Origin of the sequence: Citrobacter sp. CK185 (genome assembly GCF_030333565.1) — a bacterium.
GTDB lineage: Bacteria > Pseudomonadota > Gammaproteobacteria > Enterobacterales > Enterobacteriaceae > Citrobacter_B > Citrobacter_B koseri.
Genome location: NZ_JAOWFR010000023.1, coordinates 243,610 through 259,287, shown reverse-complemented (window position 1 = coordinate 259,287; position 15,678 = coordinate 243,610). Strand labels below are relative to the sequence as shown.

15 protein-coding genes are annotated in these 15,678 nt (G+C 56.5%); 10 read left to right on the top strand and 5 right to left on the bottom strand.

Features of this window, described 5'->3' with window-relative positions:
• From kdpB to kdpF, 3 genes are read right to left on the bottom strand one after another with little or no spacing between them, the layout of a single operon-like run.
• The gene (gene kdpB, locus OGV79_RS08885) at positions 1-2,049 is read right to left on the bottom strand and encodes a potassium-transporting ATPase subunit KdpB (protein ID WP_286468252.1); all 2,049 of its coding nucleotides are present in this window, start codon (positions 2,047-2,049) and stop codon (positions 1-3) included.
• 20 nt (positions 2,050-2,069) lie between these two features.
• Complete coding sequence (gene kdpA, locus OGV79_RS08880; protein WP_286468251.1) at positions 2,070-3,749, bottom strand: potassium-transporting ATPase subunit KdpA; 1,680 nt, start codon at positions 3,747-3,749, stop codon at positions 2,070-2,072.
• Positions 3,749-3,838, bottom strand: coding sequence for a K(+)-transporting ATPase subunit F (gene kdpF / locus OGV79_RS08875; RefSeq protein WP_042285393.1), 90 nt, complete (start codon positions 3,836-3,838; stop codon positions 3,749-3,751). The genes kdpA and kdpF overlap by 1 nt, the downstream gene beginning before the upstream one ends.
• Positions 3,839-4,147: 309 nt before the next feature.
• Between kdpF and OGV79_RS08870 the strand changes: the two genes are divergently transcribed.
• Positions 4,148-4,354 (top strand): YbfA family protein, encoded by a 207-nt coding sequence (locus OGV79_RS08870; protein ID WP_115182348.1) that lies wholly within the window; start codon positions 4,148-4,150, stop codon positions 4,352-4,354.
• Positions 4,355-4,703: 349 nt separating this feature from the next.
• Here the strand turns inward: OGV79_RS08870 and OGV79_RS08865 are convergent, their stop codons facing one another.
• Positions 4,704-6,185, bottom strand: coding sequence for an MFS transporter (locus OGV79_RS08865; RefSeq protein ID WP_286468250.1), 1,482 nt, complete (start codon positions 6,183-6,185; stop codon positions 4,704-4,706).
• 266 nt (positions 6,186-6,451) lie between these two features.
• On the opposite strand from OGV79_RS08865, the gene ybgI reads away from it, so the two are divergent.
• The 8 genes from ybgI (at position 6,452) to nei (ending at position 12,784) form a co-directional block, all read left to right on the top strand.
• Positions 6,452-7,195 carry a radiation resistance protein YbgI gene (gene ybgI, locus OGV79_RS08860; RefSeq protein WP_058669154.1) on the top strand — a complete coding sequence of 248 codons (744 nt, stop codon included), beginning with the start codon at positions 6,452-6,454 and terminating at the stop codon, positions 7,193-7,195.
• A 25-nt stretch (positions 7,196-7,220) separates the two neighbouring features.
• Entirely contained in the window at positions 7,221-7,877 is a 657-nt protein-coding gene (gene pxpB / locus OGV79_RS08855; protein WP_047458123.1) for a 5-oxoprolinase subunit PxpB, read from the top strand.
• A complete protein-coding gene (gene pxpC / locus OGV79_RS08850) occupies positions 7,871-8,803 on the top strand; it encodes a 5-oxoprolinase subunit PxpC (protein ID WP_012133297.1) in 933 nt (310 codons plus the stop codon). Before pxpB ends, pxpC begins: the two co-directional genes overlap by 7 nt.
• Complete coding sequence (gene pxpA / locus OGV79_RS08845; RefSeq protein ID WP_049009860.1) at positions 8,793-9,527, top strand: 5-oxoprolinase subunit PxpA; 735 nt, start codon at positions 8,793-8,795, stop codon at positions 9,525-9,527. The genes pxpC and pxpA overlap by 11 nt, the downstream gene beginning before the upstream one ends.
• A 79-nt stretch (positions 9,528-9,606) precedes the next feature.
• Positions 9,607-10,332, top strand: coding sequence for a DUF969 domain-containing protein (locus OGV79_RS08840; protein WP_012133295.1), 726 nt, complete (start codon positions 9,607-9,609; stop codon positions 10,330-10,332).
• A complete protein-coding gene (locus OGV79_RS08835) occupies positions 10,329-11,324 on the top strand; it encodes a DUF979 domain-containing protein (RefSeq protein WP_115181838.1) in 996 nt (331 codons plus the stop codon). Before OGV79_RS08840 ends, OGV79_RS08835 begins: the two co-directional genes overlap by 4 nt.
• A gap of 9 nt (positions 11,325-11,333) precedes the next feature.
• Complete coding sequence (gene pcp, locus OGV79_RS08830) at positions 11,334-11,978, top strand: pyroglutamyl-peptidase I (protein ID WP_286468249.1); 645 nt, start codon at positions 11,334-11,336, stop codon at positions 11,976-11,978.
• Positions 11,979-11,992: 14 nt separating this feature from the next.
• Positions 11,993-12,784: an endonuclease VIII gene (gene nei, locus OGV79_RS08825; protein WP_286468248.1), complete on the top strand. Its 792-nt coding sequence runs from the start codon at positions 11,993-11,995 to the stop codon at positions 12,782-12,784.
• A 67-nt stretch (positions 12,785-12,851) separates the two neighbouring features.
• On the opposite strand, the gene OGV79_RS08820 is transcribed toward nei, so the two are convergent.
• Positions 12,852-13,700, bottom strand: coding sequence for an AraC family transcriptional regulator (locus OGV79_RS08820; RefSeq protein ID WP_058668776.1), 849 nt, complete (start codon positions 13,698-13,700; stop codon positions 12,852-12,854).
• 193 nt (positions 13,701-13,893) lie between these two features.
• Between OGV79_RS08820 and OGV79_RS08815 the strand changes: the two genes are divergently transcribed.
• Complete coding sequence (locus OGV79_RS08815; RefSeq protein ID WP_286468247.1) at positions 13,894-15,675, top strand: DUF2264 domain-containing protein; 1,782 nt, start codon at positions 13,894-13,896, stop codon at positions 15,673-15,675.
• Positions 15,676-15,678: the final 3 nt, after the last annotated feature.

Genomic DNA, 15,678 nt, shown 5'->3' with positions numbered 1-15,678 from the left:
TCACACCAGACCCAGCAGAGTCAGCAGTAAATCAATCACTTTAATGCCGATAAACGGCACAACCAGACCACCCAGGCCGTAGATCCACAGATTACGGCGCAGCATGGCAGAGGCCGAAAGCGGCTTATAGCTCACCCCTTTCAATGCCAGCGGGATCAGAAAAACGATAATCAACGCATTGAAGATCACCGCGCTGAGGATTGCGGAATCCGGCGAATGCAGACGCATAATGTTCAGCGTATTCAACTGCGGGTACGTCGCGGCAAACGCCGCCGGAATGATGGCGAAATATTTCGCCACGTCATTGGCGATACTGAACGTGGTGAGCGAACCGCGCGTCATCAGCATCTGTTTACCGATATGCACCACTTCGATCAGCTTGGTCGGGTTGGAATCCAGATCCACCATGTTACCGGCTTCTTTCGCTGCCTGAGTACCGGAGTTCATTGCCACTGCCACATCAGCCTGCGCCAGCGCCGGTGCATCGTTGGTTCCGTCGCCGGTCATCGCCACCAGGCGACCTTCAGCCTGGTACTGGCGGATCAACGCCAGCTTGGCTTCTGGTGTGGCTTCCGCCAGGAAATCATCCACTCCGGCTTCGGCGGCAATCGCCGCTGCCGTCAGGCGGTTGTCGCCGGTGATCATCACCGTTTTGATGCCCATTTTGCGCAACTGGGCAAACCGTTCCTTAATCCCGCCTTTGACAATATCTTTCAGCGCGATAACGCCCAGCACGCGGGAACCTTCCACCACCACCAGCGGCGTGGCGCCAAGACGGGCGACGCTATCCACTTTTTGCTCCACGTCAGCGGGGAAGTGACCGCCGCTGGCTTCAACGTGGCGGCGAATGGCGTCCACGGAACCTTTACGGATCATTCGGTTATCAATGTTGATGCCGCTCATCCGGCTTTGCGCGGTAAAGGGAACAAAGGTGGCATGGCGCGACTGCACATCGCGCTCGCGCAGATTAAAACGCTGTTTGGCGAGAATGACGATGCTGCGGCCTTCCGGCGTCTCGTCGGCCAGCGAAGAGAGCTGCGCCGCGTCGGCCAGCGTCTTTTCATCCACGCCCTGAGCGGGCAGAAAGTCCGAGGCCTGACGGTTGCCGAGGGTGATGGTGCCGGTTTTATCCAGCAGCAGCACGTCCACGTCGCCTGCGGCTTCTACCGCCCGCCCACTGGTGGCGATGACGTTTGCTCCCAGCATTCGACTCATCCCGGCGACGCCGATCGCCGAAAGTAATCCGCCGATAGTGGTGGGGATCAGGCAAACCAGCAGGGCGACCAGCACCGTCACGCTGACGGCATGGCCGCCCCAGGCGGAAAAGGGCCAGAGCGTGGCGGTTGCCAGTAAAAAGACAATAGTCAGGGCAATCAGCAGAATGGTCAGCGCGATTTCGTTTGGCGTTTTACGGCGCTGCGCGCCTTCCACCATCGCGATCATCCGGTCAAGGAAGGTTTCGCCGGGATTCACGCTGCATTCGATGACCAGCCAGTCGGAGAGAATACGTGTTCCGCCGGTCACTGAGGCAAAGTCGCCGCCGGATTCACGAATCACCGGCGCGGACTCACCGGTAATGGCGCTTTCGTCCACCGATGCGCCGCCTTCAATGACCTCGCCGTCGCAGGGAATAATATCGCCCGCTTCAACCAGGACGATATCCCCTTTACGCAGCTCATCGGCAGGGAGGCGATCCGCCTGCGCGCCATACTTTGGTTCACGCAGTTTGCGGGCAAATGCCGTTTTCTTCACCCCTTTCAGACTGCTGGCCTGCGCTTTGCTGCGACCTTCCGCCAGCGCTTCGGCAACGTTAGCGAACAGGACGGTAACCCACAGCCAGAGGCTTATCGCGCCAGTAAACCGGGGATTACCTGGCATTTGCCCGGTTGCTATCGCCACCGTGATAAGGGTCGTCAGCAGACTGCCGATCCAGACAATAAACATGACCGGATTGCGCCACTGGGTATGTGGGCTTAATTTTTTCACGGCCTCGATCAGCGCCTGAGCGACCAGGGAGGGCTCGAACAGCGCCAGTTGTTTGCGACTCATCACCATGTACTCCGCTTCGCTCAATATAAAGAGAGGTGTTCAGCAACCGGCCCAAGCGCCAGCGCAGGAATAAAGGTCAGTGCGCCCACCAGCAACACCGTACCGATCAGCAGGCCGACAAACAGCGCGCCGTGCGTCGGCAGTGTGCCGGGGCTGGCCGGCTGGCGCTTTTTACCGACCAGCGATCCGGCAATTGCCATGACCGGGATAATCACCCCGAAGCGACCGACAAACATGCAGAAGGCCAGCAGGCAGTTCCAGAAGGGCGTGTTGGCGTTCAGACCGGCAAAGGCGCTGCCGTTGTTGTTGGCCGCCGAAGAGACGGCGTACAGCACTTCGCTAAAACCGTGTGGGCCGGGGTTGAGCATTCCGCTGCGGCCGGTTTCGGTCATCATCGCCAGCGCCGTACCGAGCAATACCAGCGTCGGGGTAATCAGAATCGCCAGGGCGGTCATTTTCATTTCGCGCACGTCGATTTTTTTACCCAGATATTCTGGCGTGCGGCCAATCATCAGCCCGGCGATAAATACGGCTAACAATACGAACAACAGCATGCCGTACAAACCCGAACCGACGCCGCCAAAAACCACTTCGCCGATTTGCATCAGCCACATTGGCACCATGCCGCCCAGTGCGGTAAAAGAGTCATGCATAGCGATAACCGCCCCGCAGGAGGCCGCCGTGGTCACGACGGCGAACAGGCTGCTGACCAGCACGCCAAAGCGGCTCTCTTTGCCTTCCATATTGAGGCTGCTGTCGGCGCCAAACTTCAGCAGATGAGGATTACCCTGGACTTCCGCCGACATCACCACGGCGACGCAGACTACGAAAATGATCGACATCGCCCACAGCAGCATCTGCCCCTGACGGCGATCGCCTGACGCATCGCCAAAGGCAAAGCAAAGCGCGGCGGGAATCAAAAAGATCGCCAGCATCTGTACCATGTTGGTTAATGCGCTCGGGTTTTCAAACGGATGCGATGAGTTGGCGTTGAAGAACCCGCCGCCGTTGGTGCCGAGCATCTTTATGGCTTCCTGTGAAGCTACCGGCCCCATCGGTAAAAGCTGTTTCACACCTTCAACACTGGTGAACGATTGATAGGGCAGCAGGTTTTGCAGTGCGCCCTGCTGGATGAAAAGCAGGGCGATTAACAGGGCGAGCGGCAATAAGATCCACAGCGTAATGCGCACCAAATCCATCCAGGCGTTGCCCAGCGTATCCATGCTCTGGCGCGTAAAGGCGCGGATCAGGGCGAAGATCACTGCGATACCGGTAGCCGCCGACAGGAAGTTCTGTACGGTCAGTCCCGCCATCTGGCTGAAGTAGCTTAAGGTGGTTTCCCCGCCGTAGGACTGCCAGTTGGTATTGGTGACAAAACTGATGGCCGTATTGAGCGCCAGATGCCAGGAAAGGCCAGGCAACTGCTGCGGGTTCAGCGGCAGCAGGTTTTGCCCCAGCAGCATCAGAAACAGCACTGCCAGACCCAACAGATTCAGGGTAAGAATGGCCAGCAGATACTGTTTCCAGTCCATTTCTTGCGTCGGTATCCCCAACCCGCGCCATAGCAGACGCTCTGCGCTGGCGGTGCCTGGCAGGGGAATGTCGTTGATAAGTCGCGCCAGACCCACGCCTAAAGGGCGGGCGAGCACGAACAGGATCAGTAAAAAACTGGCTGTCAGTAAAAATCCCTGGGCCGCCATCAGAATGCCTCCGCATTAATCAGGGCATACACCAGGTAACCCAAAAGTAAGAAAATCAGCACGATGCCGATGATTACGCCTGCACTCACGGTGCACCTCCAGTGGTTTTTCTTCTGATATGCGGAGGGTAATTTTTTGCCTGCAAAGATTTCGCAAAAATCGGCGCGTAGGGTGTAAAAAAAGTATAAAAATGGAAAAGACCATCATTTAACTAATGATTAGTATTAATTTAACTTTTATGTAACTTAATTACAGGGCGAATGTAAATAAAGCTTAAATAGACAAAAATAAGTGGTCGGATGAGTAGTAAAATTACACGCAAAGCGGTACTATTTTCAGCAGATAACCAATTTGACTTTACCGGTGATGATTACCGGCCAGATAAAGGGGAGAAAAGTATGGAACTCTATAAAGAATATCCAGCTCATGTTGTTTTGTTGCGCCGCATTCTCGCCGTTGTGGCTGGGGTTCTGGCGCTGCCGGTCATGTTGTTCTGGAAAGACCGTGCTCGTTTTTACAGCTATCTGCATCGCGTCTGGTCGAAAACCAGCGATAAACCGGTGTGGATGGAGCAGGCAGAAAAAGTGACCTGCGATTTCTACTGATATACAGCATCGTCCGAGAAAACCGCCAACAGAAATGTGGCGGTTTTTTTATACGTTATGCCGGATGGCGGCGATGCCTTATCCGGCCTACAGGATAGTGCCACACTGTAGGCCCGGTAAGCGTCGCGCCACCGGGCGTAATGAATGTGGCGGTCGGATGGCGGCGATGCCTTATCCGACCTACAGGATAGTGCCACACTGTAGGCCCGGTAAGCGTCGCGCCCCCGGGCGTAAGAAATGTGGCGGTTTTTTTATACGTTATGCCGGATGGCGGCGATGCCTTATCCGGCCTACAGATAGTGCCGCACTGTAGGCCCGGTAAGTGTAGCGCCACCGGGCGTAATGTCATTCAGGACTCAACCGCCAGCGGGCGGTTTCTGAATTTGAGCGACTGATACAGCCAAATCAGCAGTACCAGCGCCACGCAGGCCAGCGCTCCCCAGGTTATCTGGTCGAACACATCGATATAGGCATTGATGGCGTAGTTGATCGCGCCGCTTGCATCAAACGCGCTCTGCGAGGTCTGATCAGCAATGACGCCAGCCAGATAGTTGGCGATTGCGCCGGAGAGCAACATATAGATACCGGTCAGAACGCCCGTCACGCCAGGGATCTCAATACGTGTAATCTGCGACATTGCGACCGGGTCGATGAACAACTCGGCAAAACCCATTACCGCCAACCCTAAGATCATCAGTGGTATAGAAGAGTGACCGTAGGCGGCAGATAACCGGGCGCTTACGGTCAGAATGCAGAATCCGGCGCTCATTAAACCGAGACCCAGGGCGAATTTCCCCCAGATCCGCACGGTACGGTTGCCGCCCATACTCTCCTTAATCAGCCAGGCCAGCACCACGCCGCACAGCATGACCGCGAAGGCATTCACTGACTGGAACATTGCCGTCGGTACTTCGTAACCCAGAATCGTACGGTTCACAAATCGGTCGATGTACAAACTGATGGAGCTGCCGCCCTGTTGGGCGAACGCCCAGAACAACATGCTGAAGAAGGTGAGAACCACAATCAGCCCCAGCTCTTTACGCTGTTTTTGCGTCTGTGCCTGACGGTAGATTTTTGTCAGCACCGCAAGACCAATGACGGTGGCGACAATCAGCGCATAGACCGACCATTCTTTCCAGAACAGCACCGTGATCAGCAGCGGCGCGGCGACCAACAGCACCAGCAGCCAACACCAGTTGGGCAGAACAAACGTTCTGGCGTGCAGCACGGCTTTATTTACCCCAGTGGTGTGGGCGAAATGGCGATTGCCGCACAGGAAGATAATTAACCCGGCGATCATGCCGATGGCGGCCAGCGCAAAACCCATCGCCCAGCTGTACTCTTCCTGAACATAACCACAGGCGATAGGGGCAACGATCGAGCCGATATTGCCGGCGGCATACAGCAGTGAGAATCCCCCGTCACGGCGTGGATCTTCCGGTTTATACAGCTCACCCAACAGGCAACTGATGTTGGATTTGAACAGACCGTAACCGCAGACGATGATCGCCAGCGACAAATAAAGGAAGGTCGGCGCGATTTCACTCGCCCCCAGCACCAGATGCCCAACGGCCATCAAAAATGCTCCCAGCATGACCGCCATGCGATTACCAAGCACTTTATCCGCCAGATACCCGCCGAGAATCGGGGTGACATAGACCAGCGAACAGTAAGCGCTGAACAGCGCATACGCATGGTTATCGTCGTATTTTAGCTGGTTGGTGAGGTAGAGAATCAGCAGGGCGCGCATGCCGTAAAAGCTGAAGTATTCCCAAATTTGCAGTGCGACGACGTAATAAATGGCGCGCGGTTGAGAAGATGGTTTATTCATTGTGATTCCGGGATGGATGTCACACCGCAAAAGAAATCCGCGGCGTGAGTGTGTTTCCTTAAAGTTATAACTTCGATACAGATCTGATTATTTTTGCAATATGCTGTCTGATTGCATAAATATACATGAATCAGATCGAGTAAGGGTAAGCATTTTGCGTCTTAAAACGGCGTGATTGTTTCTCAATGTGTCGAAGAAATGGCTATCGACGAAGTGACGGGAGAACGCTATTTTAACGTAGTGCACATATGAAGAAGGGAGCGATGATGAAAAACACCGAACTGGAACAACTGATCAATGAAAAGCTGAACAGCGCGGCCATCAGCGATTACGCGCCGAATGGCTTACAGGTTGAAGGCAAAGAGACGGTGCAAAAAATCGTGACCGGCGTGACGGCAAGCCAGGCCTTACTGGATGAAGCGGTACGCCAGCAGGCTGATGCGGTCATCGTTCATCATGGTTACTTCTGGAAAGGGGAATCTCCGGTCATTCGCAGTATGAAACGCAATCGGCTGAAAACGCTGCTGGCGAATGACATTAACCTCTATGGCTGGCATCTGCCGTTGGATGCGCACCCGGAACTGGGAAACAACGTGCAGCTGGCGGCGCTGCTTGGCATTACCGTGATGGGGGAAATCGAGCCGCTGGTGCCGTGGGGAGAGTTATCAATGCCGGTGCCGGGCCTGGAACTGGCCTCGTGGATTGAAGCGCGCCTGGGGCGTAAACCGTTATGGTGCGGCGATACCGGGCCGGAAAAAGTGCAGCGTGTGGCCTGGTGTACCGGTGGCGGGCAAAGTTTTATCGACAGCGCCGCGCGCTTTGGCGTGGATGCGTTTATTACCGGCGAGGTCTCTGAACAAACGATTCACTCCGCCCGCGAACAGGGGCTGCATTTCTATGCCGCCGGACACCACGCCACCGAGCGCGGCGGTATTCGCGCGTTAAGCGAATGGCTGACTGAAAATACGAGTCTGGATGTGACCTTTATTGATATTCCTAATCCGGCATAACGCATAAAACACGAGAGGGACGAAAGTGCAACGAGCGCGTTGTTATCTGTTAGGTGAAACGGCGGTGGTGCTGGAGCTTGAACCGCCGGTCACGCTGGCATCCCAGAAACGCATCTGGCGACTGGCGCAGCGTCTGGTCGATATGCCGAATGTTGTTGAAGCAATTCCGGGTATGAACAATATCACGGTGATCCTGCGTGAGCCGCAGACGCTGGCGCTGGATGCGATTGAACGTTTGCAGCGCTGGTGGGAAGAGAGCGAGGCGCTGGAGCCTGATTCACGCTTTATCGAAATTCCCGTGACCTACGGCGGCGAGGGCGGCCCGGATCTGGCGGAGGTGGCGCGACACAGCGGATTAAGCGAAAAGCAGGTAGTTGAACTGCACGCTTCAGTGGAGTACGTCGTCTGGTTTTTAGGTTTTCAGCCGGGCTTCCCGTATCTCGGGGGCTTACCGGAACAATTGCACACGCCAAGGCGGGCAGAACCGCGCCTGATTGTTCCGGCGGGTTCCGTGGGGATTGGCGGCCCGCAAACCGGGATTTACCCTCTGCCGACGCCGGGCGGCTGGCAACTAATCGGCCATACGCCGCTGAAGCTGTTCGACCCACAGCGGGATGAGCCCATCCTGTTACGTCCGGGCGACACCATACGCTTTGTCCCGCAGAAGGAGGGGGTATGCTGAACATTATTCGCGCGGGTATGTACACCTCAGTGCAGGATGGGGGACGACACGGCTATCGTCAGTCCGGTATTAGCCATTGCGGCGCGCTGGACAAACCGGCGCTGCATATCGCGAACCTGCTGGTGGGGAATGACGCCAGTGCTCCGGCGCTGGAGATTACGCTCGGCCAACTGGTGGTGGAATTTGAATCCGACGGCTGGTTTGCATTGACCGGCGCCGGGTGCGAGGCCCGTCTGGACGACCAACCGGTCTGGACCGGCTGGCGGCTGCCGGTGAAAGCGGGGCAGCGTCTGGCGCTGAAGCGCCCGCTCCACGGAATGCGCAGCTATCTGGCCGTGGCGGGCGGCATTGACGTGCCTGAAGTGATGGGGTCGTGCAGCACCGACCTGAAAGTCGGCATTGGCGGGCTGGAAGGGCGCTTGTTAAAAGATGGCGATCGGCTGGCGACAGGAAGGTCAGAACGCCAGTTCAGCGGCCCGCAGGGCGTTAAACAGCTGCTGTGGGGGAACCGGATTCGCGCGTTGCCTGGCCCGGAATACCAGGAGTTTGAAGCGGCCTCGCAGGAGGCGTTCTGGCGCTCGCCGTGGCAGCTTAGCCCGCAAAGTAACCGTATGGGCTATCGTTTGCAGGGGCAACCGCTGAAACGTACCACCGAACGTGAGTTACTGTCGCACGGGCTGCTGCCGGGCGTTATTCAGGTGCCGCATAATGGTCAGCCGATCGTGTTGATGAACGATGCCCAGACCACCGGCGGCTACCCGCGTATCGCCTGCATCATTGAGGCGGATATGTATCATCTGGCGCAGATCCCTCTCGGGCAACCGATCCATTTTGTTCAGTGTACGCTGGAGGAGGCGCTTAAGGCGCGTCACGACCAGCAGCGTTATCTGGAACAGTTAACATGGCGACTTAATGATGAACATTGATCTTAACGCAGACTTAGGAGAAGGGTGCGCCAGCGATGCGGCGTTACTGCAACTGGTGTCATCCGCCAACATCGCCTGCGGGTTTCACGCGGGCGATGCGCAAACCATGCTGGCGAGCGTGCGCGAAGCGCTGAAAAACGGCGTAGCGATTGGCGCGCATCCCAGTTTCCCTGACCGGGAAAACTTTGGCCGCACCGCCATGACGTTACCGCCGGAAACCGTCTACGGCCAGACGCTGTACCAGATCGGCGCGCTGGCGGCGATAGCCCGCGCGGAAGGCGGCGTTATGCGTCATGTCAAACCGCACGGTATGTTGTACAACCAGGCGGCGAAAGATCCACAGCTGGCGGATGCCATCGCCAGAGCGGTACATGCCTGCGATCCGTCGCTGATTCTGGTCGGGCTGGCGGGTAGCGAACTGATTCGCGCAGGCGAGCATTATGGCCTGACGACGCGTCAGGAAGTTTTTGCCGATCGGGGGTATCAGGCTGACGGCAGCCTGGTGCCGCGAACCCAGCCGGGCGCGCTGGTAGAAGACGAAGAACACGCGTTGGCGCAAACGCTGGGCATGGTGGAATCCGGTAGAGTGAAAAGCATTACCGGTGAATGGGCGAACGTTGTGGCGCAAACGGTATGTATTCACGGCGACGGCGAGCACGCACTCGCTTTTGCCCGTCGTTTGCGCGCGGCGTTTGAAGAACGCAGTATCAGGATTATGGCATAACCAATAACCAGGCTGACACAGTGCCCGAAGAGGCGCTGTGCAAATAAAAACAACGCAACACGACTGACAGGAACGGATCATGGGAGACGCAATTTCTCTCTGGCCACTGATGGGTATCGCCGTCATTGTGGCTGGATTTCTTTTACGCTTTAACCCGGTATTAGTGGTCATTATTGCCGGGATCGTCACGGGACTGGCGGCGCAGATGCCGATCGCCACGATCCTCGAAAAACTGGGTGAAGGGTTCCTCAATACCCGTAACCTGCCCTTTATTCTGCTGATTCCGCTGGCGGTTATCGGTCTGCTGGAACGTCACGGGCTCAAAGAGCGCGCGCAGGCGTGGATCGCGAAAATCCGCAGCGCCACGGCAGGACGTCTGCTGATTGTCTATCTGTTTGTCCGCGAAGCGACGGCAGCGCTGGGGCTGACCAGTCTCGGCGGCCATCCGCAAATGGTGCGTCCGTTGCTGGCGCCGATGGCGGAAGGGGCGGCAGAGAAAATACACGGGGAACTGCCAGGCACGGTTCGCTACCGGCTGCGGGCAATGTCAGCAGCCACCGATAACGTCGGGCTGTTTTTTGGCGAAGACATTTTCGTGGCTTTTGGCGCCATCATCTTTATGCATAACTTCATGCTGGAGTCCGGCGGGATTCAGACCGAGCCGCTGCATATTGCGCTGTGGGGGATTCCGACGGCGATCTGCGCTTTTCTGATTCACGGCGCGCGCCTGTGGCGTCTGGACAATTATCTGCAACGTGAAGTGGCGAAAGTCAGCGCGGCGATGAGCAAAGGAGAGGCGAAATGAATTTTCAACAAAGCTATCTCTATTGGCTGGCCGGTGTGGTGCTGTTGATTGTCGCCGTCATGTCCTGGCAGGACAAAGCCAATCCGCGTCGCCTGACGACGGGGTTATTCTGGGGCGTTTATGGCGTACTGTTCCTGCTCGGCGACTGGACTTATCAGCTGGTGGGTGACAAACGTATGGTTAACATCGCCGTCGGTGGGGCGGTGGTGGTGATGGCGCTGATTGCCGGTTTCGGCGGCGTGAAGCTCGGAAGCTATCACCAGCGAACTCGCGAACAGCGTGAGGAAAGCGCCAGTCGTCTGGGCAACCGCCTGTTTTATCCGGCGCTGGCGATCCCGGTGGTCACGGTGATCGGCGTGCTTATGTTCAACCATGTTCCCGGGTTGCAGGAGGCGCTGTTCGGGCCGGGCAATCACGCCACGCTGGTGACGCTGTTTTCCATGACTGTGGGGTCATTGATTGGTCTGGGGATGGCGATAAAGATGACGCATGAGAAGGTGCACCAGCCGATTCAGGAAGCGCGTCGTCTGCTGGATTCCATCGGTTGGGCGTTCATTTTACCGCAGATCCTCGCCACGTTAGGGCTGTTATTTACCGCGGCAGGCGTCGGCAGTGGAATTTCGTATCTCACCCAGGAATATCTTGCCGTCGATAGCCGTTTTATCGCCGTGGCGGTCTACACCATCGGTATGGCGCTACTGACGATGGTGATGGGGAACGCCTTTGCCGCATTCCCGATTGTGACGGCGGGGATTGGGATTCCAATCCTGGTGCTGCAACATGGCGGTAACCCGGCGGTGATGGCGGCAATCGGCATGTTCTCCGGCTACTGCGGAACGCTGATGACGCCGATGGCGGCAAACTTTAATATCGTGCCTGCGGCGCTGCTGGAACTGCCGGATAAAAATGCGGTGATCAAAGCGCAGGTGCCGACCGGTATTGTGCTGCTGTTGGTTAACGTGTTTCTGATGTATTTCCTGATGTTTCTGTAAGGAGGAAGGATGAAGACGGTATTAATCACCGGGTTTGAACCCTTCGGCGGCGAGCAGGTTAACCCTTCCTGGGAAGTGGTCTCGCGTCTCGACAATGCTATTATCGCAGGGTGTCGCGTGGTGGCCCGCCAGCTCCCTTGCGTCTTTGGCGATTCTCTCACCGTGCTGAATGCGGCGATTGACGCGTTATCCCCGGTGCTGGTGCTGGCGATAGGGCAGGCCGGAGGGCGTACGGATATTACCGTGGAGCGCGTGGCGATTAATATTGACGATGCGCGTATCCCCGATAATCGCGGCAGGCAGCCGGTTGATGAGCCCATCGTGGCGGAAGGCCCGGCAGCCTGGTTTAGCACGCTGCCGATCAAAGCGATGGTCTCGGCGGTGCGTGAAGCGGGGATTCCGGCATCGGTCTCTCAGACCGCAGGCACTTTTGTCTGCAACCACGTAATGTATGGACTGTTGCATAAATTGCGCGATATTCAGGACGTGAAGGGTGGATTTATCCATATTCCTTATCTGCCGGAACAGGCGGCGGCACATCCTGGTGCGCCCAGCATGGCGGCGGAAACGGTGCGTCAGGCGTTGGAAATCGCCATTGTCACAGCGCTTCATGTGGAAACTGACATTGCAGTAACAGGCGGAGCAACTCACTAACAAAGGACAGAACTATGCCTGAAGGCCCGGAGATCCGTCGTGCGGCGGATAACCTGGAGGCGGCGATCAAAGGCAAACCATTGACGGATGTCTGGTTTGCCTTTTCGCAGTTAAAACCGTATGAATCGCCGCTGATTGGGCAGACGGTTACCCATATCGAAACGCGGGGGAAAGCGTTGCTGACCCACTTTTCGCAGGGGCTGACGCTCTACAGCCATAACCAGTTGTATGGTGTATGGCGAGTAGTGGAGACGGGGAACATCCCGGCAACCACCCGGGTATTACGCGTTAACCTGCAAACGGCGGATAAAACCATTCTGCTTTACAGCGCGTCCGACATTGAAATGTTGACGCCGGAACAGCTCGCCACCCACCCGTTTCTGCAACGCGTCGGGCCGGACGTGCTGGACCCGCGGCTGACGCCCGATGATGTAAAAGCACGTCTGCTCTCTGCGCGTTTTCGTAATCGTCAGTTTTCCGGGCTGTTGCTGGATCAGGCGTTTCTCGCCGGGCTGGGCAACTATCTGCGTGTGGAAATTCTCTGGCAGGTAGGGCTGACGGGGCAGCATAAGGCGAAAGATCTCAGTGACCAACAGCTGGAGGCGTTATCTCATGCGCTGCTCGATATCCCGCGCCTTTCTTATACCACGCGCGGTCAGGCGGATGAGAACACGCATCACGGCGCGCTGTTTCGCTTTAAGGTGTTCCACCGGGACGGCGAAGCCTGCGAGCGCTGCGGCGGCATTATTGAGAAAACGACGCTCTCCTCGCGCCCGTTCTACTGGTGTCCATACTGTCAGACGTAATTCGTCAACGCGCCGGATGGCGGCTTCGCCTTATCCGGCTTACAGACCAGACCATCTGGCGTGGGAACTAGGCGGGGGAATACGTTTTGCGATATTGCAACGGCGTTTTACCCATATTCTTGCGAAAACAGGTAATAAACCAGGCGTACTCGGAGAAACCGACCTGTTCGGCAATCTCACGCACTGAGCTGTTGGTGTGCAACAGCAATTCACATGCCTGACGGATACGGCGCATCATCAGATACTCCTGAATGGTGCCGCCCGTTTCCTCGTGAAAGCGGCGTGAGGCATGTCCGCGCGAGCAGCCCATCTCGCGGGCGATATCGTCCAGCGAGCAGCGCTGGTGAAAATGGGTTTCTATCCAACGGATAATGCTGACCGAAAAGGTATTGTATCCCGTCGCCTGCTCCTGATGCGGCAGCAGGCTGATAATCTGCATCACCAGAAATGCGCTGTCGCTGACGCTGAACGTTTTGCTTTTTACCAGCGTTTCAAAACGGCTCAGCAGCGTTTCAATCACCGGCTGTACGTCGCCGACATCAAATACCCGCGCCTTTTCTCCCCGACCGCAGAGCTGACGCAGCAACATTTGCTGACGCGGAAAATCCCGCAGGTACTGCTCAATAATTGAGCCATTAAAATGCAGCGTTGTACGGTGATAAACATTACGATCGTCCTGCTCGACAAACACCTTATGCAGCTTTCCCGGCGGAAAAATAAAAATACGCCCCGGTTTAACGGTGTACTGCTGGTGCTCCATTAGCGCGATGCCAACTCCCTGAGAAACTGACAGGATCTCCACACACTGATGCCAGTGGTAGTAGTTGGCAGGCATATTCTTCATGCGGTTAAAGTAAATCGACTTATCGTTGAGGTTGATATTCTCAAGATAACTGCTGTCTTCCATTCGCTGCATTTCTGCCCGCCCCTCCCGCAATGTGAATAAACTTAAACTTTTATCACTCTAATCGAATTTTTGTCGCTAAAAGCGGATGAATGTTGTTATTCATCACCGACGTTGTCCGAAAATACGACAATTATCACATTTGTCTGTCCGTCTGAATCCTTATTATGCGTCCAACATTTATCAAATGAAACGAGGTTTCATTATGCGAATAAGGCAAGAATATGTCGGACTGGCGCAACAATGGCTGGCGTCAGCCGTCCCCCATTTGAGGCGAGGAAACACGCGTCTGGACGCCGGAGAAACGTCTGCACACTATCCGGCGGATGTCGCCGGAATGGAAGGTTTCTCCCGTCTGCTGTGGCTGCTGGCGCCGTTACTGAGCGGTGGCGAAGCCGATGATTTTCGCGAGACGTTTATCGACGGTATTCGTCACGGCTGCGATCCCGAACATCCTGACTACTGGGGCTCCCTGGCGGATAACGATCAGCGATGCGTTGAAATGGCGGCGTTTGGCCTGGCGCTGGCGTTACCGGGAACGGGGCTTTGGCCAGCGCTCTCCACCGACGAGCAAAACAATCTGGAGCGCTGGTTACGCCAGAGCGCCGACATTCAGATCCCCGATAACAACTGGCATTTCTTCCCGGTGCTGGTGCAGGTGGGGCTTAAGTGCGTCGGGCGGCATTACGACATGATGGTGATTGATAAGCATCTGAATGCCATTGAACCGTTCTGGCTTGGCAACGGCTGGTACGCCGATGGCGCCGGTAAGCCGCGCGACTACTACATCTCCAGCGGGTTTCACTTTTACAGCCTGCTGTACAGCCACTTTATGCAGGATGCTGATCCTGAACGTTGCCTGCGCTATCGTCAGCGCGCGCGTCAGTTCGCGAAAGATTATATCCATTACTTTACCGGTGACGGCAATGCGATCCCCTTTGGCCGTAGCCTGACTTATCGCTTCGTACAGGTCGCATTCTGGAGCGCGGTGGCATATACCGGGCTGGATGTGTTTAGCGTACCGGTTATCAAAGGGCTGATCCTGCGGCATATCGACTGGTGGCTGAGCCAACCGTTTATCGGCCCGGATGGTTTGTTCACGCTGGGGTACACATACCCGAATCTGGTGATGACCGAAGATTACAACAGCCCCGGTTCGCCGTACTGGGCATGTAAGGCATTGCTGATTCTGGCGCTGCCGCAAGAGAGTGCGTTCTGGCAGGCGGAACCCGCGCCATTGCCCGTGCTGGAGACGGTTCACCCGATAGCGGAAGCCGGGCAGTTTATTGTTCATGCGGAGGATAACCATCACGTCTGGATGCTGATGTCCGGGCAGTACGATCGCAATAACTTCGTCAATTTCGACGCCAAATACTGCAAGTTCGCCTATTCCAGCCACTTTGGTTTCACCCTTGAACGCGGCGTGTATGGTCTGAACCATGCCGCCTGTGACTCGACGCTGATGTTCAGTGAGCAGGACGGCTACTGGCGCGGGCGTCGCGAGTGCGATGCTGTGGAGATGACGCCAGCGTGGCTTCGAAGCGTCTGGCGCCCCTGGCCGGATGTCAGCGTCACCACCTGGCTTATCCCGCATGAGCAGGGGCATCTCCGGCTACATCGCGTTGTAACCCCACGCACGCTCGACTGCGTGGAAGGCGGATTCGCACTGAATCGCCATCATCTGACGACGACCCGAATGGCAAAAAACGGGCTGACTCTCAGTACCACTTCCGGCGTGTGTCAGATCGAGGATTTGCTGGCTGAACGCCAGCCGCTGGTCGTCACCACCCCGCCGAACAGCAACATTCTGTATGCCTCTCCTGGAGAGATCCCCTGTCTCGGCACGACGCTCACGCCGGGCACTCACTGGCTGGCCTGTAGCGTTAACGCCACGATGTCTCCGTCGCTGCCGCCGCCGGTGGTCATGGCATTCGATCGTGTCAATCAGGTGCTGACGCTGAACTCGAAAACGCTGGAAATAAAATAATTG

Coding starts and splice junctions, on each gene's coding strand:
- kdpB (WP_286468252.1), bottom strand. CDS start 2,049: ATGAGTCGCAAACAACTGGCGCTGTTCGAGCCCTCCCTGGTCGCTCAG.
- kdpA (WP_286468251.1), bottom strand. CDS start 3,749: ATGGCGGCCCAGGGATTTTTACTGACAGCCAGTTTTTTACTGATCCTG.
- OGV79_RS08870 (WP_115182348.1), top strand. CDS start 4,148: ATGGAACTCTATAAAGAATATCCAGCTCATGTTGTTTTGTTGCGCCGC.
- OGV79_RS08865 (WP_286468250.1), bottom strand. CDS start 6,185: ATGAATAAACCATCTTCTCAACCGCGCGCCATTTATTACGTCGTCGCA.
- ybgI (WP_058669154.1), top strand. CDS start 6,452: ATGAAAAACACCGAACTGGAACAACTGATCAATGAAAAGCTGAACAGC.
- pxpC (WP_012133297.1), top strand. CDS start 7,871: ATGCTGAACATTATTCGCGCGGGTATGTACACCTCAGTGCAGGATGGG.
- pxpA (WP_049009860.1), top strand. CDS start 8,793: ATGAACATTGATCTTAACGCAGACTTAGGAGAAGGGTGCGCCAGCGAT.
- OGV79_RS08840 (WP_012133295.1), top strand. CDS start 9,607: ATGGGAGACGCAATTTCTCTCTGGCCACTGATGGGTATCGCCGTCATT.
- OGV79_RS08835 (WP_115181838.1), top strand. CDS start 10,329: ATGAATTTTCAACAAAGCTATCTCTATTGGCTGGCCGGTGTGGTGCTG.
- pcp (WP_286468249.1), top strand. CDS start 11,334: ATGAAGACGGTATTAATCACCGGGTTTGAACCCTTCGGCGGCGAGCAG.
- nei (WP_286468248.1), top strand. CDS start 11,993: ATGCCTGAAGGCCCGGAGATCCGTCGTGCGGCGGATAACCTGGAGGCG.
- OGV79_RS08820 (WP_058668776.1), bottom strand. CDS start 13,700: ATGCAGCGAATGGAAGACAGCAGTTATCTTGAGAATATCAACCTCAAC.
- OGV79_RS08815 (WP_286468247.1), top strand. CDS start 13,894: ATGCGAATAAGGCAAGAATATGTCGGACTGGCGCAACAATGGCTGGCG.